This is a genomic window from Bacillus sp. WP8 (assembly GCF_000800825.1).
GTDB lineage: Bacteria > Bacillota > Bacilli > Bacillales > Bacillaceae > Bacillus > Bacillus safensis.
Window position 1 is genome coordinate 3510014 of the sequence record NZ_CP010075.1, and the last position, 22119, is coordinate 3532132.

General features: G+C 41.7%; 21 protein-coding genes and 1 riboswitch. Of the genes, 8 read left to right on the plus strand and 13 right to left on the minus strand.

What is annotated here, in order from left to right; translation table 11 throughout:
- Nucleotides 1-47: 47 nt before the first annotated feature.
- Complete coding sequence (aspA, locus tag QR42_RS17760) at nucleotides 48-1469, minus strand: aspartate ammonia-lyase (protein WP_039182553.1); 1422 nt, start codon at nucleotides 1467-1469, stop codon at nucleotides 48-50.
- Nucleotides 1470-1497: 28 nt separating this feature from the next.
- A complete protein-coding gene (locus QR42_RS17765) occupies nucleotides 1498-2487 on the minus strand; it encodes an asparaginase (RefSeq protein ID WP_024427527.1) in 990 nt (329 codons plus the stop codon).
- A gap of 205 nt (nucleotides 2488-2692) precedes the next feature.
- Here QR42_RS17765 and QR42_RS17770 point away from each other — a divergent pair, with 205 nt between their 5' ends.
- Nucleotides 2693-3040, plus strand: coding sequence for a helix-turn-helix domain-containing protein (locus QR42_RS17770; protein WP_039182556.1), 348 nt, complete (start codon nucleotides 2693-2695; stop codon nucleotides 3038-3040).
- Nucleotides 3041-3094: 54 nt separating this feature from the next.
- On the opposite strand, the gene QR42_RS17775 is transcribed toward QR42_RS17770, so the two are convergent.
- The 5 genes from QR42_RS17775 to QR42_RS17795 all read right to left on the minus strand — a co-directional run bounded on the left by QR42_RS17775 (nucleotide 3095) and on the right by QR42_RS17795 (nucleotide 6502).
- Complete coding sequence (locus tag QR42_RS17775; RefSeq protein ID WP_039182560.1) at nucleotides 3095-3559, minus strand: helix-turn-helix domain-containing protein; 465 nt, start codon at nucleotides 3557-3559, stop codon at nucleotides 3095-3097.
- A 98-nt stretch (nucleotides 3560-3657) separates the two neighbouring features.
- Nucleotides 3658-4185, minus strand: coding sequence for a YfjD family protein (locus QR42_RS17780; RefSeq protein ID WP_039182562.1), 528 nt, complete (start codon nucleotides 4183-4185; stop codon nucleotides 3658-3660).
- Between the two features lie 21 nt (nucleotides 4186-4206).
- A complete protein-coding gene (locus QR42_RS17785; RefSeq protein WP_039182565.1) occupies nucleotides 4207-4965 on the minus strand; it encodes a hypothetical protein in 759 nt (252 codons plus the stop codon).
- Between the two features lie 12 nt (nucleotides 4966-4977).
- The gene (locus QR42_RS17790; protein ID WP_039182567.1) at nucleotides 4978-6174 is read right to left on the minus strand and encodes a DUF6861 domain-containing protein; all 1197 of its coding nucleotides are present in this window, start codon (nucleotides 6172-6174) and stop codon (nucleotides 4978-4980) included.
- Between the two features lie 4 nt (nucleotides 6175-6178).
- Nucleotides 6179-6502, minus strand: coding sequence for a WXG100 family type VII secretion target (locus QR42_RS17795; RefSeq protein WP_024427532.1), 324 nt, complete (start codon nucleotides 6500-6502; stop codon nucleotides 6179-6181).
- A 226-nt stretch (nucleotides 6503-6728) separates the two neighbouring features.
- Here QR42_RS17795 and pepT point away from each other — a divergent pair, with 226 nt between their 5' ends.
- Entirely contained in the window at nucleotides 6729-7961 is a 1233-nt protein-coding gene (pepT, locus tag QR42_RS17800; protein ID WP_039182570.1) for a peptidase T, read from the plus strand.
- Between the two features lie 289 nt (nucleotides 7962-8250).
- A complete protein-coding gene (locus tag QR42_RS17805; protein ID WP_039182574.1) occupies nucleotides 8251-8430 on the plus strand; it encodes a hypothetical protein in 180 nt (59 codons plus the stop codon).
- Between the two features lie 87 nt (nucleotides 8431-8517).
- Here QR42_RS17805 and QR42_RS17810 read toward each other — a convergent pair whose 3' ends face one another.
- On the minus strand, nucleotides 8518-9195 hold the full coding sequence (locus tag QR42_RS17810; RefSeq protein ID WP_039182576.1) for a DUF3298 and DUF4163 domain-containing protein: 678 nt from the start codon (nucleotides 9193-9195) through the stop codon (nucleotides 8518-8520).
- A 161-nt stretch (nucleotides 9196-9356) separates the two neighbouring features.
- Here QR42_RS17810 and QR42_RS17815 point away from each other — a divergent pair, with 161 nt between their 5' ends.
- From QR42_RS17815 to QR42_RS17835, 5 genes are all read left to right on the plus strand, one after another.
- Nucleotides 9357-10214, plus strand: a complete 858-nt coding sequence (locus QR42_RS17815; RefSeq protein WP_175297110.1) for a MurR/RpiR family transcriptional regulator — start codon at nucleotides 9357-9359, stop codon at nucleotides 10212-10214.
- 198 nt (nucleotides 10215-10412) lie between these two features.
- On the plus strand, nucleotides 10413-11306 hold the full coding sequence (gene garR / locus QR42_RS17820; protein ID WP_039182582.1) for a 2-hydroxy-3-oxopropionate reductase: 894 nt from the start codon (nucleotides 10413-10415) through the stop codon (nucleotides 11304-11306).
- 7 nt (nucleotides 11307-11313) lie between these two features.
- On the plus strand, nucleotides 11314-12735 hold the full coding sequence (locus QR42_RS17825; protein ID WP_039183387.1) for a four-carbon acid sugar kinase family protein: 1422 nt from the start codon (nucleotides 11314-11316) through the stop codon (nucleotides 12733-12735).
- Between the two features lie 50 nt (nucleotides 12736-12785).
- Nucleotides 12786-14105, plus strand: coding sequence for a gluconate:H+ symporter (locus QR42_RS17830; RefSeq protein WP_024423918.1), 1320 nt, complete (start codon nucleotides 12786-12788; stop codon nucleotides 14103-14105).
- Nucleotides 14106-14187: 82 nt separating this feature from the next.
- Nucleotides 14188-14300, plus strand: a riboswitch (SAM riboswitch).
- Nucleotides 14301-14388: 88 nt separating this feature from the next.
- Nucleotides 14389-15513, plus strand: a complete 1125-nt coding sequence (locus QR42_RS17835) for a 5-methyltetrahydropteroyltriglutamate--homocysteine S-methyltransferase (RefSeq protein ID WP_039182586.1) — start codon at nucleotides 14389-14391, stop codon at nucleotides 15511-15513.
- 54 nt (nucleotides 15514-15567) lie between these two features.
- Here QR42_RS17835 and QR42_RS17840 read toward each other — a convergent pair whose 3' ends face one another.
- The 5 genes from QR42_RS17840 to QR42_RS17860 form a co-directional block, all read right to left on the minus strand.
- The gene (locus QR42_RS17840) at nucleotides 15568-16986 is read right to left on the minus strand and encodes an aryl-phospho-beta-d-glucosidase (protein WP_039182589.1); all 1419 of its coding nucleotides are present in this window, start codon (nucleotides 16984-16986) and stop codon (nucleotides 15568-15570) included.
- Nucleotides 16958-18865: a beta-glucoside-specific PTS transporter subunit IIABC gene (locus QR42_RS17845; RefSeq protein ID WP_039182593.1), complete on the minus strand. Its 1908-nt coding sequence runs from the start codon at nucleotides 18863-18865 to the stop codon at nucleotides 16958-16960. Before QR42_RS17845 ends, QR42_RS17840 begins: the two co-directional genes overlap by 29 nt.
- A gap of 327 nt (nucleotides 18866-19192) precedes the next feature.
- A complete protein-coding gene (gene licT / locus QR42_RS17850) occupies nucleotides 19193-20026 on the minus strand; it encodes a BglG family transcription antiterminator LicT (RefSeq protein ID WP_024423922.1) in 834 nt (277 codons plus the stop codon).
- Nucleotides 20027-20263: 237 nt separating this feature from the next.
- Nucleotides 20264-21079, minus strand: a complete 816-nt coding sequence (locus QR42_RS17855; protein ID WP_039182596.1) for a YwqG family protein — start codon at nucleotides 21077-21079, stop codon at nucleotides 20264-20266.
- A 169-nt stretch (nucleotides 21080-21248) separates the two neighbouring features.
- Entirely contained in the window at nucleotides 21249-22088 is an 840-nt protein-coding gene (locus tag QR42_RS17860) for a methyl-accepting chemotaxis protein (protein WP_039182599.1), read from the minus strand.
- Nucleotides 22089-22119: the final 31 nt, after the last annotated feature.

Below are 22119 nucleotides of genomic sequence, written 5' to 3' on the forward strand. Positions count from 1 at the left end.
TTTCACAGGCAATTCCACATATTAATAAAATAAAATTTTTGATAATATTATCGCTCTAGGAGCTCTGCACCCGCAATGCCAGGCTTTGTCATCTCAAATGGATTTAAGATAATATCAAGTTCTTCTTCCGTTAAAACATCGTTCTGCAAGCAAAGGTCTCTGATCGATTGACCTGTTAAAATGGCTTCTCTTGCAATTCTAGCGGCTGCTTCATAGCCTAAGTGAGGGTTCACGGCAGTGATTACGCCTGCACTTTTTTCTACATATTCTTTCAAACGTATTTCATTTGCTTCAATGTCCACTAAGCAATGATCTGTGAATGAGCGGAATCCGTTATTCATTATACTAATAGACTGAAGCAAGTTAAAGACCAGAACTGGCTCCATCACATTTAACTCAAGCTGGCCTGCTTCAGAGGCAAGACAGATCGTGTGGTCGTTCCCAATGACCTGGAATGCGATTTGGTTAATGAGCTCTGCCATGACTGGATTGACTTTCCCAGGCATAATGGATGATCCAGGCTGACGAGCTGGCAATGCAATTTCAGCAAGACCTGCACGCGGACCAGATGCCATTAAGCGAAGGTCATTGGCAATCTTAGACATGTTCATCATACATACTTTTAAAGCGGCGGATACTTCTGTGTAAGCATCTGTATTTTGCGTTGCATCCACGAGATGCTCTGCCCCTACAAGAGGAAGACCAGAAATATCAGCGAGCTTTTTCACCACGATCTCAATATAACGAGGATCTGCGTTTAAGCCCGTCCCAACAGCTGTCGCACCCATATTGACTTCATATAAATGCTGCTTCGATTGGTTGATCCGCTTAATATCACGGCTCAGCACGCGGCTGTAAGCTTCAAATTCCTGTCCCAAACGGATTGGAACAGCATCCTGCAAGTGCGTACGGCCCATTTTGATCACATGATCGAATTCTTTTGCTTTCTTTTTGAAGACGTCCTGCATGGCTTGCATCGTTTCAAGCAGAATGTCTAATTGCTTGAGCACAGCAATATGAATCGCCGTTGGGAATGAATCATTCGTTGATTGCGACATATTCACATGTGTGTTTGGGCTTAAATGGATGTATTCACCCTTTTGATGTCCCATGATTTCTAGCGCTCTGTTTCCAATCACTTCATTGGCATTCATATTCATGGACGTTCCTGCGCCGCCTTGAATTGGATCGACAATAAAGTACTCGTGCAGTTTGCCTTCAATGACTTCGTCAGACGCTTGAACGATGGCATTTCCAATTCCTTCATATAAACGTCCGACTTCCATATTGGCTTGAGCTGCTGCTTTTTTCACGATGGCAAAGGCTCTGATTAGTTCCTCGTGCATCCGATATCCTGTAATCGGGAAATTCTCTTTCGCACGAAGGGTTTGAACCCCATAATACACGTCTGCTGGAATTTCTTTTTCACCAAGAAAATCCTTCTCATAGCGATAAGTTGCTTGAACCATCTCTTATGACCTGCTTTCTATAGAATAGTTAAATCACTAAATCTTCTGCGATTGGCGTTTCCATAATCTTTTTGACTTCTCTTGGATCTGTTGTTTTGCCTAGTGCCCACATCAGTTTCGGCACGATAGCTTCTGTATTCATATTTCTTGAACGTGCCACCAATTCTTGATTGATCTTGCGTCCTACCTCATACACACTCATGTCTTCGCCTTCTTCAAGACACTGAGTGGTGATGACAACAGAAATGCCTTCTTCCAGCAATTCGTTGATCTTTTCTAAAAGGTTTCTTCCTTCGAAAGGAATTCCGCCGCTGCCGTAGCTTTCAATGACAACGCCTTTGTACATGCTTTTGACTGCATCTAAAAACTCAGGCTTCAGGCCTGGGTGCAATTTTAACAGACACACATCAGTGTTCAAGGATGCATCTAATTTAAGCGGTTTCATTGGTGTTCTTTTTACTTTGCTATTGTATTCAATTTGATGGTTTTCAATTGATGCAATATATGGGTAGTTAATGCTTTCAAATGCATCATAGCTTTTCGTTCTTAGTTTGATCGCACGTGTTCCTTGGATGACTCTGCCATCAAACACGACATATACGCCGCCAACACCGTCACATGCAAAACGAATCGCATCTGTGATGTTTTTCTTCGCATCTGTTTTCTTAAAAGTAATCGGAATTTGTGAACCTGTAATCACGATCGGCTTATCAGGATTTTGCAGCATATAAGACAGCGCTGCTGATGTATAGGCCATTGTATCGGTTCCGTGAGTCACAACAAACCCATCATACTGATCATAATTCTCATAAATGGCTGTTGCGATATCAACCCAGTATTCAGGCTGCATATTTGTACTATCTATACTCATTAGGGACTTTGTGTCCATTGTATATTCTGCATTAATTTCGTTTAAATAGCTCAAAAGATCCTCAGCTTTAACACCTGGAGCTAATCCATTTTCACTCTCTACAGATGCTATCGTCCCACCAGTCGTTAAAAGCAATAATTTCTTCAACAGGTCCACCTCTTTCGTAAAATTACTTCGTTTGTCACACATATTATAAGCTAGCTTGTGCTATTCTATAATATACGCTTTACGCGTACCTTCATTGCCATTATAGTCACATAACGCGAATTAATCAAGAAATTGTTACGCATAACGCGTACATTCTATGCCAAAATATGATATACTGTTGTTGTAAATAAAGGAGCGTTCATGTATGATACTCGATCGTTTAACCACTCTTAGAAAAAAGAAAAAATGGTCTCTCCAGCATACGGCAGATCGCCTAGGTATCGCCAAAAGCACCTATGCCGGTTACGAATCTGGGTACCGACGACCTTCGCTTGAAGCAGTGAAGCTGCTGGCTGATTTGTATGATACGTCCATTGATTTTTTACTTGGTAGAACGGACGAGCCAGAGATACAACGCAAAATCTCTGATATCAAAATTGAACTGACGGAAGCAAAAGAAGGAACCATTCATGTAGACGGTGTTCCCCTAAATGATGAAGAAATCAAACAGCTTGTTGCCTTTATTCGGGCGAAAAACACTCTAAAAGTATAAACACAGAAAAGAGAGGCACCTATCAAACAGGTGCCTCTCTTTCCTTTTCCAATCTCAATATGGAGAAGACAGCTGGCTTAATTCCTCTAGCCGCCGCTTCGCTTCTTCTTTATTAAAAGAACTATAATAGCGATAATTCTCCTCATCTAAGATGCGGTAGTGCTGACTAAGTACATTTTGCTGAAGGCGAAACGTGCCTTTTTTGACAGCCGTCCTCCACCAAACCTTTCCGCCAATCGTACGCTCAACTGATAGATGTAATTCATCATGTGCCACAACTTCCAAAATCTCAAGCGGGTCATCCCCTAGTGTCCCTTTCAGAATGTCACTATCTCTGAATAATGCACATACGGCCGCGGATTGCGTCCAATTGAGACGCAGCCTGTTTTTTTCAACCTGCTGTAAATGCCGTTTCGATAGACCAAGTACCTCCGCCATGCGATCCTGCGTATAATCCTTTTCTTTTCGAATCCGTGCCATTTGTTCTGTGACGAGGTCGATTACCATCTCTTTATCCATATCTCATCACCTCTTTCGAGTGTTCAGTCTTTACTGACATCATACACGATTTTTTCGAAAAAGGGGCGCCTCATCCTATACAATTCTGATAAAACAGCTTAGTCGGTCTTCTCTTCTCCCTGGCCATGCTGCTGTCTCCAATTTTCTTGGGCTGCCTGATGTAAATATGGATAGATCTCCTGTTTGACGGTCTGCTCAAATACTTCTTCATCTAAAATGCTGTACGCCGGAATTTTGATCAATTTCCCATCTACTTTCCGAATGAGCACATCCATAAAAAGAAATCCTCTTATACTGTAACGATGCCTGCGCATGTCGATTGATTGAATATCTTGAAAAGGAATCGTTCGCTCCCGGTGCAGCACAGCACCATTCTCTCCGCGCTGAATGCGAAAAATCACATTTCCCCTCTTCGTAAAAGCAGGCAAAATCATCAAAAAGGAGATCCAGCCATAGACAATACCTAATAGTCCGCCTAAAAATAAAAACAATGTATAGTTCGATTCAAATGTAAGAGCTTCTGAAAATAACCAAATACCGATGATACCGAAGCCGCCCGTTGCTAAGAATGCCCATACTCTTAAAAAAGGTCTGCTCCTTACTTCTATTACTTCACTTGGATTCAAGCGTCATTCTCCTTTTCTCCATTAGAATATAGAACGGAACCCGTCTCGATGAGCCGTCTCAATGCGAAATTGATTTTCTTTTACTCCTGATACAAGCCAAGATCGGTTCTCACCTGGAATGACAAATATCATCGACTCCACATCAGGCGTATTATTTTTGTCATAGACGACCTTCATGAGGGAATCCATCTTTCCTTTTCTCTTCTGTACATCAGAAACAAATGCCTTCACGAGCTCTTGGTTCTCTGCTTGATTCAGAAAAGATGGCCACTCATTTTTTGCTTCGCTTGCTTGCTCTAACAGCATTTCAAATTCGTCTGCCTGGAGACTGATGACAGGTTCAGGGTGATCATTCATCTGTATATTGAAAAAGGCTGTCACTTGCTCTTCTGCCTGCTGATCGCCGCTCAGTTTACGAATTTGATGCACTTGTTGATCATAAAGCGTATGATGCGCATATACACCCGCCTGAGTTATGTGAAAGGAGGTGCTGATTTCTTCATCTAAATCTCCAAATCTAGACGCCTTGACGGTGTAAGAGGCATCATTCATCGCCTGGATGAAATGACGGTATTCGGCTTTATAACGGTATTGTCTGTTTCGAAATTCCAGTACACCTTTTGCGAGCAAAGAACGGCACGCAATTTCAAATAAAAACCCAAGGCGCTCATCCTCAACATCAGGATAATACGCTTCCTTTAAGGACATGCCTTGTTCAAAATAGCCTTCACTGTAAAAACTAAAGATGAGTTCCTCAATACTTAGACTTAGCTGATCCAACTTGATCTCTCCTTATCCAAAAGAAAATGCACCCTTAAAGAAATCGCCTGCACCCTTTATGAGCGAATCTGCGGTTTCTTTTGTTTTTTCTAACCCTTTATGTATCACCTGATTTGCCTGATCAATGGTATCATTGACAGCTTTCACACCTTGACCCGCCAGTTCGAATGCTTTTTTCCCTTTATCCACGACCGCATGAATCGGGTCCTTTAATTTCACTGCCATCTGTTCAGCAAAACCGGATGTCAGCTTGGCGACTTTTTCTCCAATAAATCCACCTACCGCTGAACCAATGGCTCCGCCAACAACGGTACCAATCGGGCCTGCGAAGCTTCCTAGAGCGCCGCCGACAACGGCACCTGCGACAGAACCGCCAGCGATAAAGACCGTATTGTTCACTGCATTTCCAACAGCTTTTGCATTTTCACGCTTAAGAACTTCTGGCTGATCACCGAATTCTGCATAGTTCTCGGCAATTTTCAATCCACAGCCCACTGTTTCTGTTGCACCAGTGACAACTGTTGCAATGATGGCATTTCCTTTCGCAAACCTTGCACCATTTTTCAGAACAGACTTGATCGCAGCTGTGTCCTTCCAATTAATACTTCCTTTTGTAAAATCACGGACACTGTTTGTGAACGCAACTGTATCGTCAGGATAAAATTTTGTGAATTTCTTATGGACCAAGTCAGCCATCGGCCAGTTCGATCGTTTTAATAATTCTTTTTTACTCAGCCAAATCCTTGCTAACCGGTCAAATCTCGTTCCTTCTACCCGGCTGGTCAGATCAAGCAGCAGCTTCGAATGCTGCGCTGCATATCGGCCATTTTCTTTAATGAAGGTCGTCATTCCAAGCCCGTAATATTTCGCCTGCATCATCACGATACCTGCTAAGCTCGTGAGTGTACCATATTGATCATAGATGCTGTACAATTTCCGCAATATATCATCTGCTTCGACCATTTTATCTGTTGCATGACGAATGGCAATATCATCGCTGCTCAATTTGCTGATTAACGCTTGTCCTGCTCCCCATGCATCCCCGACACCAGAAAAACAGCTTCTATACCGAGGATCGCAGCCTAAAATCAGCCCGTCCAGTTCACTATGTAAATCGCGGTGCTTCGTTTCAATGGCTGACAGCTCGCCTACAAAATCATTCGCCAACCCTGTCAGCTGATCTGGATCAACCACAATGTCACGTGCCATCACATCATCTCCCTTCTCTGTTTCTTTCTCTCCGTTCTTCTCGTCTCTTTCGCTCAAGCTCTTCCATTCTGGCAATTTCAGCTTTACGCTCCTCAATTTTGACCGCTGCATCACGCAGTTCCTGACTTGTTTCAAGCAAATCCTTTTCAAATTGATCATAGCGTGCCGTTGTTTCTTCAAAGCTTTGATCAAATTTATCTCTTGCTTCTCCCTGCCAGCCTGATCCTACTGCCTTCAGCCGATTTTCCAGCAGCTGCTTTGACTGCCGAATCTCATCAGCCGCTTCCTGAAACTTTTGAGCGAGTGCCAGCGTTTGACTAGAATCCAACTTTCGCACCCCTTTCTCCCAATTTAACGTACAAATGGATGATTTTATATGTCCTCATTATAAATAAAAAGACACCCAAAAAAATCACCCTAAAGAACCATTCAGCACATCACCTAATGAAAGTAGGCCTTTTTCCTCTCTAATTGCCAGAGAAAGCCTTTCTTGTTATGAAGCGCATTCAAGACGTGATAAAATGGACGTATTCTACAAAAGGAGTGACGTATAGATGAAAGAGGAAATGATTCAGCGTTTCACAAGCTATGTGAAGGTAGATACGCAGTCAGATGCAGAAAAGGAAAGCTGCCCATCTACTGAAGGACAATTGAACCTGGCGAGACAGCTTGTTGAAGAAATGAAATCCATCGGGATTCAAGAAGTGACAATGGATGAAAACGGCTATGTCATGGGAACGATTCCGTCTAACACAAACAAAGACGTGCCGACCATTGGCTTTTTGGCTCATATCGACACAGCCACTGACTTCACCGGCAAAAATGTAAAACCGCAGCTTCATGAGAACTATCAAGGCGGCGACATTACCTTAAATGAAGATCTACATATCGTTTTATCTCCACAACAGTTTCCAAATTTACAAAAGTACCAAGGACATACGCTGATCACAACAGATGGCACTACCCTGCTTGGTGCAGATAACAAAGCTGGTATCGCAGAAATTATGACAGCTATGCATTACCTAATTGAACACCCAGACATTAAGCATGGAAAAATCCGCGTCGCTTTTACGCCAGATGAAGAGATTGGCAGAGGGCCGCACAAGTTTGATGTTGATGCCTTTGGCGCTTCCTATGCTTACACAATTGACGGCGGACCGCTTGGCGAGCTGCAATATGAAAGCTTTAACGCAGCAGGTGCGAAAGTATCCATTAAAGGAAACAACGTCCACCCAGGAACAGCTAAGGACAAAATGGTCAGCGCTGCGAAAATCGGGATGCTCTTTCATAACAAACTTCCTTCTGACGAATCTCCGGAGTATACAGAAGGCTACGAAGGCTTTTTCCACCTGACGAAATTTGTAGGAGAAGTAGAAGAGGCGGAGCTGCAATATATTATCCGTGATTTTGATAAAGAGAAATTCAACAATCGCAAGGCATTGTTTGAAAAAATAGCAAATGACTTAAAAGCCACCTACGGAGAAAACAGCATCACCCTCAGCATTCAGGATCAATATTATAATATGAGAGAAAAAATTGAGCCGGTGAAACATATTGTGGACATAGCTCATGAAGCTATGGAAAATCGCTCAGTCACACCGGTCATTGAACCAATCCGCGGCGGCACAGATGGCTCCCAGCTTTCATATAAAGGTCTACCAACGCCAAACATCTTTACTGGCGGGGAAAACTTCCACGGTAAATATGAATTTATTTCCGTTGAAAACATGGTGAAAGCAACCGAAGTTATCGTTGAAATTGCCCGTCTATTTGAAGAAAAAGCATAGACATGTTTACAACCGTTCCTGTTCGGGAACGGTTTTTTAATAAAAGTTTACAATTTTCTGAAACTTTTATGACACTTATTCGTACTAATAGAGACAACCCCAGAAAAAATTCTTCTTGACGAGTGAAATAACTGGAAATATAATAGTTAAAAACAACCAGTATTTTAGACCTAAAATAGCAGATCGAATGAACCTTAAGGACTAAACCGATTCTGCTGCTTATTTTCAGTTATAAACATCACTCACCCTGTCTACACTTAAAGAATAGGATGAATTGGAGGAATGTCATATGATGATTTTATTGATTATCGCTTCACTTTGCTGCTACTTACTATTCTCTTTCAAAAAAGATAACCGCACCCAAAAAAGAAAAAGCGCAGAGCTTTCGGAGTTTGAAATCTTTCGTATGCGCCGCCACTACAACGGAAAACGCCGTCACCCACTAAACGAAGCACCTAAACAAGTATAAATCCAAATAAAAGAGCCTCATGAGAGGCTCTTTTTTGTGTTGGCATAGATAGCAAAAAACGACCAGATTCAGTGGTCGTTTTTCTTTTTATTTATATACCTTCGCAGGAACTTGAATCATAGGAATTCCAACATAATAAGGTGAAATTTCATATGGCTGGAAGACAACAGCAATTCCCTTTTTCGTGAAGTAATACTGTGTGTTGTAGTTGATTTCAATGTCACTTTTTTTCAGGTTCGCATAGAATTTGCTTTTATGTTTCTTTGTGTAGTTATAAATATAATCTCTTACTTTCGTACGCTTTTTCTTTGTTTTCACAACGTCAGTCAAGAACAGCTGCTTTGTTTTTTTCTTTGTTAACACATAGTTCATGCTGGAAACCATTGTGTCCCCGTGCATGCTGCCATCATTCATGTAGTCATAGTTTAAGATACTTAGTTTCTTCCCATTGTTAAATTTCGTTTTAAACGATCTCTCGTACGTGATCTTCCCAAAGCCTTCCTTTTTCGCTTCATCCTTTAAGAACAAGTAAGTAGAATAAGAGAAAGCAATATCTTCTTTTAAATCACGATTGATGGTTTTCATATGCGCCTTGCTTAGGTTTTTCACCTGTGCATATTTGAACGTTTTTTTCTTTTTATAATAGTGTGTACTTACTTTTGCTTTTTTGGCTTGTTTGGCATCCGCAGATCCAACTGGCGCAAACAAGGAAACAATCAGTGAGAAAATAAGCAGGCTGATCGTTAGGCCTTTTTTCATTGTCATAGTAAAAACCCCCATTTTTGTCTATTACCAGATGAGTATACCATGACAAAAGAACCAAAAGAAGTATTTTTTCCATATTATTCTTCATTTTTCCACATCTGGTTTGTTTACCGTTTTCATAAGTTCCTGTATGCTTAATGTAGAATGCTAGATGAAGTGTGGTGTTTATCATAGAAGAGAATATTTTTAGTCACATTCGGACGACGTTTCATAGTTTGTCCCCAACCCAGAAAAAGATTGCCAATTACATCTTACAAAACCCTCAAAAAGTTGTGCTTCATTCTATCAGTGCACTCGCTGCTGAATGCAGCACAAGTGAAACGACGATCTTTCGTTTTCTAAGAAAAATTGGCTATGAATCGTATCAAGTGTTTCGTGTCCATGTTGCACAGGATATCGCGACCAATACGCCTCAATCCATATACGGCGAGATCGAGGCATCAGATAGTGTAGCTGACATTAAGCATAAGGTCATAGAGTTAACAACAAACTCTATCCAAGATATGAAACATATTTTAGAGGATCATGCCGTCACACAATTCATTGAACACATGAAACAGGCACATAAAACCGTCTTTTTTGGAGCAGGTGCGTCCAGCTTTATTGCTGGTGATGCTTATCATAAGTTCCTGCAGCTTGGTTTTGAAGTGAGCCTCTGCAGTGATCCGCATATGATGAATATGATTGCAACACACGCCACGGAACACGATTTTATCGTCGCAATCTCCCATTCAGGAGAAAGCAGAGAAATTCTTGACGCTGTACAGTTTGCAAAAGAAAAAGGGGCAAGGGTTGCTTCTATTACCAGCTATCCGAAATCTGAGCTCGCAAAACGGTCTGATTTTCATCTGCTTAGCTCTTCCAGAGAGACAACCTATCGATCGGACTCCATGATCTCCCGTATCAACCAGCTTGTGATCATTGATGTACTATACGTCGCCGCTGTTTTAGAGCTAGGATCAAATGCCATTGAAAACGTGAAACGATCTCGATTAGCTGTAGCTAAAAATAAAACATGAACGCAAAAGACCGGAGCTGATTCCGGTCTTTTTTTGTGACTTTTTTCATATTTTCCGTTGACACGTTCCTATCACGTCATGTACATTAAATGAACAATAGTTTATTTCCTACTATTAAATTTAAAAGATAGTATATATACTAACAAAAAGAAAAGAAAGCGCTTTTTGTAAGGGTTTTCTATATAGGAGGCGGACAACGTGACAAAGAAGATTGGATTTATTGGACTAGGTATTATGGGAAAACCTATGGCACTCAATCTATTAAAAGCCGGTCATACTTTAACGGTTTTTGACCTAAATGAGGAAGCGATTCGATCGTTACAGAAAGCCGGAGCAAAAGGTGCTGTTTCAGCAGCTGAGGCAGCTTCTGAAAGCGATATCATCATCACAATGCTTCCTAAAGGAGAGCATGTAGAGGCAGTCGTTTCAGGTGATCATGGCATTTTAACGACAGCCGCACCTGGCACTGTCATCGTAGATATGAGCTCAATTTCTCCTGTAACCTCCAGGGCTTTAGCTGCTCTTGCCAAACAGCATCAGGTGGAATTTATCGATGCACCTGTCAGCGGCGGAGAACCGAAGGCAATAGACGGAACACTTGCCATCATGGCTGGCGGCGAAGAATCCATCTTTGAGCAAGTAAAGGATGTCCTGCTTGCGATGGGCACTGAGGTCGTATTAGTTGGGGCAAATGGCAGCGGGACAACAGCGAAGCTAGCCAATCAAATCATCGTCAACTTAAATATTGCGGCCATGTCCGAGGCGCTCGTTCTAGCTGCTAAATCAGGAATTGCCATTGATAAGATGTATGAAGCTATCCGCAGCGGACTGGCAGGAAGTGCCGTTCTCGATGCAAAAGTTCCTCTCATCTTAGAACGAAATTTTGAACCTGGTGGACGCATCGACATCAACTTGAAGGATTTAACCAATGTCATGGACACTGCTCATGATATCGGTGTTCCTCTTCCCCTTTCTAGCCAGCTGCTTGAAATCTTCCACGCCCTCAAAGCAGACGGAAAATCTGGGCTTGATCATGGCGGCATCGTTCAATATTACGAAAAAATGGCTCATGTCGAAGTAAAGAAAGGATGAGATGGTCATGAAGCAAAGTACTGACATATTGAATGCCATTCCGAAAGCAGATTCAAAGGCCATTCAATCAGCATACGAACAAGCAATCAGCAGCTTTCAACATAAAGTCATTGCATTAGACGATGATCCAACAGGGATTCAAACCGTACATGGCGTCTCTGTTTTCACCGATTGGTCAGAAGAAAGCATTGAGGCTGGTTTTCTTGAAGACAGCCGCATGTTCTTTATTTTGACCAATTCTCGCAGTATGACTGAGAAAGAAACTGCCGCTGCGCACGAAACCATTGCTGCAACCATTGTAAAGGTGGCTGAACGGCTTAATCAGGAATTCATCATTGTCAGCCGAGGAGATTCTACTCTTCGCGGACACTTTCCGCTTGAAACTGAGGTACTCAAAACGACCATTGAACAGCAAAGCTCCCGCCAGTTCGATGGAGAAATCATTCTTCCTTTTTTCCAAGAAGGCGGACGCTTTACGATCGACAATATTCATTACGTACAGGAAGGACACGAATTAATTCCTGCTGGTGATACAGAATTTGCAAGAGACCGTACATTCGGTTTTCAATCCTCTCATCTAGGAGAATGGATTGAAGAAAAGTCAGAGGGATTGTTCACAAAAGAGAACACGACCTACATTTCGTTAGCTGATCTGCGGGCTTTACGCATCGATCAAATCAAACAACAGCTCATGGGTGTGAAGGATTTCAAAAAGGTGGTTGTAAACGCAGTGGACTATGACGATGTCAAAGTCTTTGTCACCGCTCTCATTGAAGCCATTCAAGCAGGACAGCAGCTGATGTTCAGAAGTGCGGCGGCGCTCACAAAAGTACTTGGCGGTATAGGGGATCACGCCTTATTAACAAGAGGTGACTTGATACAAGAAGAAAGCCCTCATGGTGGTCTCATTATGATCGGTTCTCATGTGAAAAAAACAACAGAACAATTAAAAGCGCTTGAGCAAAATAAAGAGATGGCTTTTATTGAATTTAATACCCACCTCGTGTTAGAGCCTGATGCCTTTCGCAAAGAAATTGACCGTGTCATTCAGCAAACTGAAGCACTGTTGGCAGCAGGTCAATCTGTGGCTGTTTATACAAGAAGAGAACGGCTTGATCTTGGGGATGATCGCCAAGAGGAAGAATTAAAGCTCTCTGTACAGATTAGTGATGCTGTGACAAGTATTGTCCAGCGCCTCAACATTCGTCCTAAGTATCTCATTGCCAAAGGCGGAATTACTTCCAGCGATATTGGGACAAGAGGTCTTAGCGTGAGACGTGCGACCGTGGCAGGTCAAATCAAACCAGGGATCCCTGTTTGGCAAACAGGAGAAGAAAGTAAATTCCCTTTCATGTCTTATGTGATTTTCCCGGGAAATGTTGGGTCAAAGGATACGTTAAAAGAAGCTGTAGACATACTTGAAGGATAAGGCATAGGGGGTGTTTGCGCCCCCTTATGCACCACAAAGGAGGAAAGATCATGTCGTTAGTGTTTATTGGACTTGGCGTTTTGTTATTGCTTTTACTCATGGTTGTCTTTAAGTTAAACGCTTTCATTTCTTTGATTATTGTCTCTTTAATTGTTGCTGTGTTAGAAGGGATGACACCACTAGAAGCGATTGCTTCCGTCGAAAAAGGACTTGGCAGTACGCTCGGACACCTGGCACTCGTTCTCGGTTTTGGAGCGATGCTTGGGAAATTGATGGCTGATTCTGGCGGTGCTCAGCGTATCGCGATGACACTCATTGACCGATTTGGCATCGGAAAAATCCAATGGGCGACGATGCTGACTGGATTTGTGATTGGAATTGCTCTATTTTATGAAACCGGATTCATTATTTTAATTCCATTAGTCTTTACGATCGCTCAGGCTGCAAGACTTCCTGTGCTGTATGTGGGTATGCCGCTTGTCGCTGCTCTCATCACCACACATGGCTTCCTCCCTCCTCACCCAGGGCCGACTGCCATTGCGAATGTCTTTCAAGCAAACATGGGACAAACCTTATTGGTTGGGATTATTTTAGCGATTCCTGCTGTTTTAGTAGGTGGACTTCTGTTTACAAAACTATTTAAAAAAGACCAGTTGCACGCACATATCCCAAAGAACTTATTTAATCCAAAGGAATTCACAGAAGAAGAAATGCCTAGCTTCGGCATTAGCATTTTCACCGCTGTTTTGCCTGTATTGCTTATGACTTTCAGAGCATTTCTAGAAATTTTCTTCCCTTCCTCCCCATTGCTGCCTACCGCTGAGTTTTTAGGCGAACCGGCGATTGCACTATTAATCTCAGTGCTGCTTGCCATCTACACGTTTGGGCTTGGAAGAGGAAAGAGCATGCAGGACGTGATGAAGTCCATCACGGATTCTATCGGCTCCATTGCTATGATTTTATTAATTATTGCGGGCGGAGGCGCCTTTAAACAGGTGCTCATTGATAGCGGCGTCGATCAATATATTGCAGGTATTATGCAAGGAAGCACACTTTCTCCCCTGCTTCTGACTTGGCTCATTGCTGCTGTCCTTCGTGTCTCTTTAGGATCAGCGACTGTCGCCGGTCTCACGGCGGCTGGCATTTCTGCACCACTGATTGGCCTGACGGGTGTCAGCCCTGAATTAATGGTGATCGCAACAGGTGCCGGCAGTATCACGTTCTCTCATGTGAATGATGCGGGTTTCTGGATTTATAAAGAATACTTTAACCTATCAATGGCTCAAACCTTTAAAACGTGGACATTGATGGTCACCGTGCTTTCACTTGTCGGACTTGCTGGTGTTCTTGTTGCTGATTTGTTCATGTAGGAAATTAAATTGTAAAAACCATTGACTTTTCCCTAAAAACGTTGAATAATTGTGTTTATTAAGAAAATTGAATCAAAAGGTAACCTTATTAAGAGTGGTGGAGGGACTGGCCCTGTGAAACCCGGCAACCGCTGTTCCTAGGAACAGAATGGTGCTAATTCCTTAAGCAAGTAGATGCTTGTTTGAAGATAAGGCAGAGTTCTCACTGTATATGATGCTCTTCCTTATCCAAGGAAGAGCTTTTTTATTTGATTTTTTAACCTGAAGAAAGAAGGGATTCAGCATGACACAAGTACAAACCATTGGAAAGAAAACAACGAAACCGCCATACCGCGCAGATCAAGTAGGAAGCTTACTTCGTTCAGAACGCATCAAGGAAGCACGCAAGCAAAAAGCAGACGGTACGCTGACAGCAGAGCAGCTCCGACAAATTGAAAACGAAGAAATCACACGTATTGTAGAGAAGCAAAAAGAAATTGGGTTAGAGGTTGTCACAGATGGTGAGTTCAGACGTGCATGGTGGCATTTTGACTTTCTGGAAGGACTCGATGGGGTTGAAGGATTTGAAGCAGATCAGGGCATTCAATTCCATAACACGACAACAAAAGCAAGAGGGATCAAGGTAACAGGCAAGATCGATTTTACAGACCATCCAATGCTGGAGGATTATCGTTTCCTTCACAGCATCGCTGGTGATCATACGGCTAAAATGACGATTCCAAGTCCGAATATGCTCTTTTTCCGTGGAAAGCTTGAAGAAGGAGTGTATGACAGCTTAGAGGAATTCCACCATGATGTGGCACAGGCGTATAAGAAAGCCATCCGTGGTTTTTATGATGCAGGCTGCCGCTACTTGCAGCTAGATGATACGGCATGGGCCGTGTTCTTTTCTGAAAAAGGTCACGAGCAAATCAAAGCCTTTGGCCGTGAGGAAGATGAACTTCGTGAGTCGTTTGCGAAGACAATCAATGAAGCTGTTGCTGATCGCCCAGAGGATTTGGTGATCACGATGCACATTTGCCGCGGTAACTTTAGATCAACTTGGGCAGCTGAAGGTGGTTACGAAGCAGCGGCAGAAACAATTTTCGCCGGCTTAGATCTTGATGGTCTCTTTTTAGAATTCGACGACGATCGTTCTGGCGGATTTGAGCCCCTTCGATATGTGAAGAACCCAAACCTTCAAATCGTACTAGGCCTTGTCACTTCAAAATACGGTGAGCTTGAGCCAGTTGAACAGATTAAAAAACGCATTGAGGAAGCGGCTCAATATGTGGACATTAACCAAATTTGTTTGAGTCCACAATGCGGTTTCGCCTCAACAGAGGAAGGCAACCTGTTAACAGAAGAACAGCAATGGGAAAAGCTGCGTCATGTGATTGAGATTGCTGATCAAGTGTGGACTTCGTAGTTCCTCAAAGGACAAAAAAGACAAACCGCAGTATGAGCGGTTTGTCTTTTTCTTTTATGCATCCAAATGTTCACCATTCGTCGCAATCACTTGTTTATACCAATCGAAGCTTTTCTTTTTCTTTCTATCTAATGTACCGTTTCCTTCGTTATCACGGTCGACATAAATGAAGCCGTAGCGTTTTTTCATTTCAGCCGTTGATGCGCTGACTAGGTCAATTGGGCCCCAGCTTGTATAACCGATCAGGTCTACTCCGTCTGCGATGGCTTCTCTCGCCTCTAGCAAATGGCTTCTGAGGTAATCAATTCGGTAATCGTCTTGAATTGATCCGTCTTCTTCTACTTGATCGACAGCACCCAATCCATTTTCTACGATAAACAAAGGCTTTTGGTAGCGGTCATACAGCTGATTCAGTGTTGTACGAAGTCCTTTCGGATCAATTTGCCAGCCCCAATCACTTGCTTCTAGATAAGGGTTTTTCACACCTTCAAATAGGTTACCGCCAGTAACTTGTTCAAGAACCTTTGGATCTGTACTCGTCACAAAACTCATATAATAACTGAAGCCAATATAGTCAACTGTATGGTTTCTTAAAATGTCTTCGTCCCCGTCTTGGAACTCAATGTTGATGTTATTTTCCAGGAAATAACGTTTCATGTAACCTGGGTAATAGCCTCTTGCCTGTACATCTGAGAAGAACAATGTTTTACGGTCTTGCTCAATTGCAGCAAACATATCCTCTGGTCTTGAGCTGTACGGGTATGTGGTCATCGCTGCAATCATACAGCCAATTTTTGCATCTGGAATGATTTCATGTCCTGCTTTAACAGCCAGAGCACTTGCAACAAATTGGTGATGCGCTGCTTGATATTGAATGCTTTTCTCGTCTTCCCCTTCTTCAAATACAAGCCCGCCGCCAGTGAAAGGTGCATGTAACACGACATTGATTTCATTGAAGGTCATCCAATATTTCACTTTATCTTTAAAGCGAGTGAACAATGTTTTAGCGTATGTTTCATAAAGATCCACAAGCTTACGGTTTCTCCATCCACCGTAGTTTTTCACAAGTGCAAGCGGCATTTCATAGTGAGAGATCGTGACAACTGGCTCAATTCCATGCTTATGCAGTTCATCAAATACTTTTTCATAAAAAGCGAGGCCTGCTTCATTCGGTTCCGCATCGTCGCCATTTGGGAAAATACGCGGCCAAGATATGGATAGTCTGAAGCACTTGAATCCCATTTCTGCAAAGAGTGCAATATCTTCTTTATAGCGATGGTAGAAATCGATGGCATCATGATATAAGTTTAGGTCTTTCATTGATTCATCGAATGGGTGCATAATACCATTTGGCGATACATCAGCTGTCGATAAGCCTTTTCCATCTTTATTATAAGCGCCTTCAATTTGGTTGCCCGCAACAGCGCCACCCCATAAGAAACCTTTAGGAAATGTTTTTTCTAACTTGTTCATGTTGAATGCCCTCCTCTTTTTCTTCTACACTGACTGTAAGCAGTGTCTCTTTCACTGTAATCGCTCCATCTGTTTTCGCATCAACTTGAGCATAATCATTTGTGTTGGTAACAATAACAGGCGTGGTCACATCATAGCCTTCTTGCTGAATACCCTTGATATCAAATTCAACCAGCACATCCCCTGCTTGTACAAGATCACCGGACTGCACATGACTTGTGAAATACTTTCCGTCAAGCTTTACCGTGTCAATCCCGACATGAATAAGAAGTTCTGTGCCTTGGTCGCTCTTCAAGCCAATGGCATGTTTTGTGTGAAAAATGGTTTCAACCTTGCCGTTGAACGGTGCAACAACGCGTCCAACAGTTGGCACAATGGCTGTACCCTTGCCCATGATTTCATTAGAGAATGTTGCATCATTTACTTGATTGAGCACCTTTAATTGACCTTCAAGCGGGCTTTGTACCACTTCATTTTGAAGCGCTGCTGTGTCTTTTTTTTCTTCTGGTTTGTCTGCTTTTTTATCATCTTTCACTGGTACATCTTTGAATCCTAGAACAAGTGTCATGATTGATGCTACGACAAAGGCGATGATTAAGCCGATGATAGAGTAGACAAATGTTGGTCCAATGAATGTTGGGAGACCTGGGAGGCCTGCTGATCCAGATACCACATATGATTTTACTTTAAAGATCGACATGAACACGCCACCTGCTGCTGCACCAATGAGGGCTGCAAAGAACGGTTTTTTCAATCGCATGTTCACACCATACATAGCAGGTTCAGTAATACCCATTAAAGCTGTAATACTTGTAGACATCGCCAATGATTTGAATGTTTTGTTTTTTGATCTTAAGAAGACACCGAATGCTGCGCCTGCTTGTGCCATATTCGCTACAAACATCATTGGAAGAATAAAGTCAAAGCCGTTTAATGTAATGTTGTTAATCATGATTGGAAGCAGTGCATAGTGCATGCCCGTAATGATCAATGGTGACATGAACCCGCCAATCAAGAGTCCGGCCAGAATACCTGCATGTTTAAACAATAAATCAATTCCACCTGAAAGGCCATTACCGATAATTCCACCAAGTGGTCCAACCGCGATGAGCATAACCGGTACAACGACAAGAAGTGTAACTGTTGGAACAAGGATGATCTTTAATGATTTTGGACTATATTTTTCTGCGAATCTTTCAACATATGAGCCGAGCCAAATGGTAAGTAGAATTGGAATCACCGATGAAGAGTACACAACGGCAACCACTGGCAAGCCGAGAAATTCAGTATTTCCCGCACCCAGTAAAGCGGTTAACTGCGGGTGCAGCGCTGCTGCTGCAATGGCAGCTGCGATATACTGATTTGTACCAATTTTTTTGGCTACGCTTACAGCAAGTAGAATCGGTAAGAAGTAAAAGGCTCCATCTCCGATAGCTGTTAAAATCGCATACGTGCTGCTTTTATCTGATATCCACTGAAATGTGAGCATCAATGCCAAAATTCCTTTGATCATACCGGCTCCAGCGATGGCTGGAAGAATCGGTGTGAAGACACCAGAGATAAAATCGAATAGCTTTGATATCACATTTTGTTTTGACGCTTCTTCTGTACCGCCTGATTTTACATCTGTTGATAGTCCTGAGTCAGCAATCATCGCTTGATAGACGTTTGATACATCGTTACCGATAATGACATGGTATTGACCGCCGCTTTGATTCACGCCCATGACGCCGTCTGTTGATTGCAGCTTTTCTTTATCTGCCTTGCTTTCATCGTATAAGTTGAAGCGAAGTCTTGTCATACAATGCGTGACTTGCTTAACATTTTTTTCACCGCCGACAAGTTCTAGCACTTCTTTTGCTGTTTGTTTGTGGTTCATTGTGTTACCCTCCAATCGTTGATTTCATCTTGATATAGAAAAAACCTAAACATCCATTAATGTCCGAGAAATAGCGATTCAGACATTAATCGATATTTAGGTTTTGCCTGCTTAACCAGTAACAATCCTTCATAGCGATTGATCGTTATTTAATTTTTATAAGTCTTTAGATATAAAAAAACCTAAATCATGCCTTATCAAAGATAGGGACAATGATTTAGGTTTTGCCTGCTTGACCAGTAACAATCCTAAAAGATTGTGGGTTATTTAGTTTATAGTTATAAATTATCATGTTAATTTTGTGATGTCAACGCTTTCTTTTTGAATTTATTTTCTTTTTATTACTCTGTCTATATGCAAAGTTAAATATAGCATTTCATCTTCTATGAGACTTCGGTTGTATTCTTTTTGAACATACTCGTTAATTTTTTCTGCACATTGAAAAGCTGCAGTGTTTTTCTCTTTTACCACTTCATACAGAAACTCATTTTGATTTTCCATTTGAGTTTCGTTAAACAGACGCTGCCCAAAAAACTTCAAATGCGTCACAAAACGGAAATAATTTAATGATTCCTCGTCTAAATCAATTTGAAAGTGATATTTAACGATGTTTAAAATATCTTGAATGAGTTTGGTGATTTGAATCACGTTTGGCATTTCCTCATTGAGCTCTGCATTGACAATATGCATGGCAATAAAGCCGGCTTCATCCTCAGGAAGATGGATGCTCAGCTTGTCCTCAATGATCCGAATAGCTTCTAAACCACATCTGAACTCATCTTTATACAGCCGTTTGATTTCCCAGAGCAAGGCATTTTTGATGTCCATTCCTTTTTGATGACGTTCTATGGCAAAGGTGATATGATCCGTCAGCGTCACATAGATGCTGTCATTTAAATTTTTGTTAAGAGTCGTTCTCGCATGCTCAATAATCGCCTCGCACACTTGCATATACTCGATTGGAATATCATAAAGCAGGGTTTTGAATTTTTCTGATATATCTTTATTTTGAATAGAAAATACCTTCTCGATTCGTTCTTCGTCAATCGGGTCTCCGCTTTTCTTTTGAAACGCGATCCCTCTGCCCATAATGACCAGCTCATGCTGCTCGTCATCATACGCACTGACAACATTATTATTGATTACTTTCGAAATGATCAATTGATACCCCCCAGTACATTCCGCTTTTTCGAGCATTTTATCGTTGAATCATATGTCATGTTATTATTATTTTCAAAAAAGAGGACTTTAAGATGATTTTACATTTTTTTTTGATCCGGTCAACTAGTAAGAATGACATATTGCCTCTTAGAAATGACGAAATAGGGACAAAAAAGTCTAAAAACATACACAAAAAAACACTCTATAAAGAGTGTTTAAAGTGTGTTTTTTACAAAATCAGGAGCAGTCCCAATTATAGACAACATTCTCGAAATTTTTTCGTTTGAGGTCTTCTGGTTTGATAAAGAAGTTGGCAATACCGCAATCTCCCCACATCAAATCTACTTCATCATCTGAGTCAATTTGTAATAACAAAACAGTATGTTCTTGATCTACATAGGTACGCGGATCTTCTTGTGTAAACCCTGGATACCCGCCCAATTTGTGACCAAAGCCACTCTCTGTTTCATAGAATTCATCCAACAGGGTATCTGCTTCATCACCATTAACACCATCTGCATCTTCAAATAGGTTCCAGCTGTTCTTTCCTGTGACTTTTTCAAAACGGAAATCTCCTACACTGATCGTTTCGCTTGCTAATTCACCTGTAATTGCGCCTTCCTTCGTTACAGGAAAATAAAAATCGTCTGGAATTTTCACAAAAGAAAAATCAGTCAATAACTCTTCTTCTGCTAAGAAAGGTTCTTCAATAAATTTGATCCGGAAATCTTTTTGTTCTGTTTTATGGTCAATATTCATTCCATAAAGATCATCATGCACAGAAATAAAGACTTGCAAAAGTCCTGTTTCTGGATAATCTTTCAGCTTCGGAAGCTGGCCGAAATTAATTTGTGCCAAAAGTTTCATCGGATGTCCTTCGCCGTCAACTGGATATTCATCGTTTTTGGGGAAGTAAGGATCACCAGCTATTTTGCTGTCGTATGGTCCTGTTTTTCCTTGTTTCATCTGCAATTGAATCATTGGTTTTTCAGTTTTATCTAACAATGGACGGTAGGGTGCTAGTATTTCCTGCAGCTTCGGTGATTGTGTCACGATGATCTTCCTCCTTATGAATAAGTCTAATGACAAAACTAGTCTCTCTTTTTCTATCATACAGAAGTGTATCCTGCCTGTCAGCGATAAAACGGTCATAATTCTAACAAGTTTCTCACCTTGAAATGATAAAAAAACCTCCAATTCAGCTGGAGGTTTTGTCATTCTTTTATTTCACTTGATAGTTCACTAAGTCGTTTGCCAATGATTTCATTGTTTCGTTTGTTTCATGAAGACCTTCAATAATTTTTGTAAAAGTGCCAACAAGTTCTGCCTGATGCTCAGAGGAAGCGACAATTTGCGCAATTTCTTCTTCCATTCCTTTGATCGATCCCTGCACATCTTTTAGGGCTGTTTCAATATCAGTTGTCGCCTGTTTCGCGTGAGTTGACAGCTTTCTCACTTCTGTTGCGACCACTCCAAAGCCTGCTCCTGCTTCTCCCACTCTTGCAGCTTCTATTGATGCGTTAAGTCCAAGTAAGTTCGTTTGATCAGAGATACCTTTAATGAGATTAGACACTTGATTGATTTTAGAGGAATTTTCGACAGTGGTTTTCGTATTTTGTAGAATTTGTTCACTTGTCGCTTGTAGTTCCTCTGAATGTGCGGCAACCTGCTGTACCATTGCGACTAGTTTTTCGGAAGCCTCGTTGCTCTCCGTCATGATGTGCTCTAATCGTTGTTGATTGGTTTGGTCATAGGCCACACAGAAGGCAGCAACCACTTGACCTGATTCATCAGTAATTGGAACGGCTACGATATCCATTGGAATCCCGTATACTTCTTTCGGAATTTGGATAAACGATGGTTCTCTCCCATTTTTCAGCATCGCAAAGTTTTGGAATCCAGGATCTACTGTATCACCAGCTTTAAATCCTAAATCAATATTCCCATGTTGCTGATAATAAAGAACCTTCTCTTTCCCTAAAACAGAAAAGGTTAGCTGTTCTCTCATAGCAAGTCCAATGATTGGTAAAGCGTCTATTATGTTATCAATTCTCTGTGACATTCGCTTACGTTCATCCTCTCTTTTTCTCAGT

Excerpts from the sequence above, each read along its gene's own strand:
- aspA (WP_039182553.1), bottom strand. The coding sequence starts at position 1,469 with ATGGTTCAAGCAACTTATCGCTATGAGAAGGATTTTCTTGGTGAAAAA.
- QR42_RS17770 (WP_039182556.1), top strand. The coding sequence starts at position 2,693 with ATGATACTCGATCGTTTAACCACTCTTAGAAAAAAGAAAAAATGGTCT.
- QR42_RS17775 (WP_039182560.1), bottom strand. The coding sequence starts at position 3,559 with ATGGATAAAGAGATGGTAATCGACCTCGTCACAGAACAAATGGCACGG.
- QR42_RS17790 (WP_039182567.1), bottom strand. The coding sequence starts at position 6,174 with ATGGCACGTGACATTGTGGTTGATCCAGATCAGCTGACAGGGTTGGCG.
- pepT (WP_039182570.1), top strand. The coding sequence starts at position 6,729 with ATGAAAGAGGAAATGATTCAGCGTTTCACAAGCTATGTGAAGGTAGAT.
- QR42_RS17805 (WP_039182574.1), top strand. The coding sequence starts at position 8,251 with ATGATGATTTTATTGATTATCGCTTCACTTTGCTGCTACTTACTATTC.
- QR42_RS17810 (WP_039182576.1), bottom strand. The coding sequence starts at position 9,195 with ATGACAATGAAAAAAGGCCTAACGATCAGCCTGCTTATTTTCTCACTG.
- QR42_RS17825 (WP_039183387.1), top strand. The coding sequence starts at position 11,314 with ATGAAGCAAAGTACTGACATATTGAATGCCATTCCGAAAGCAGATTCA.
- QR42_RS17830 (WP_024423918.1), top strand. The coding sequence starts at position 12,786 with ATGTCGTTAGTGTTTATTGGACTTGGCGTTTTGTTATTGCTTTTACTC.
- QR42_RS17835 (WP_039182586.1), top strand. The coding sequence starts at position 14,389 with ATGACACAAGTACAAACCATTGGAAAGAAAACAACGAAACCGCCATAC.
- QR42_RS17840 (WP_039182589.1), bottom strand. The coding sequence starts at position 16,986 with ATGAACAAGTTAGAAAAAACATTTCCTAAAGGTTTCTTATGGGGTGGC.
- QR42_RS17845 (WP_039182593.1), bottom strand. The coding sequence starts at position 18,865 with ATGAACCACAAACAAACAGCAAAAGAAGTGCTAGAACTTGTCGGCGGT.
- QR42_RS17860 (WP_039182599.1), bottom strand. The coding sequence starts at position 22,088 with ATGTCACAGAGAATTGATAACATAATAGACGCTTTACCAATCATTGGA.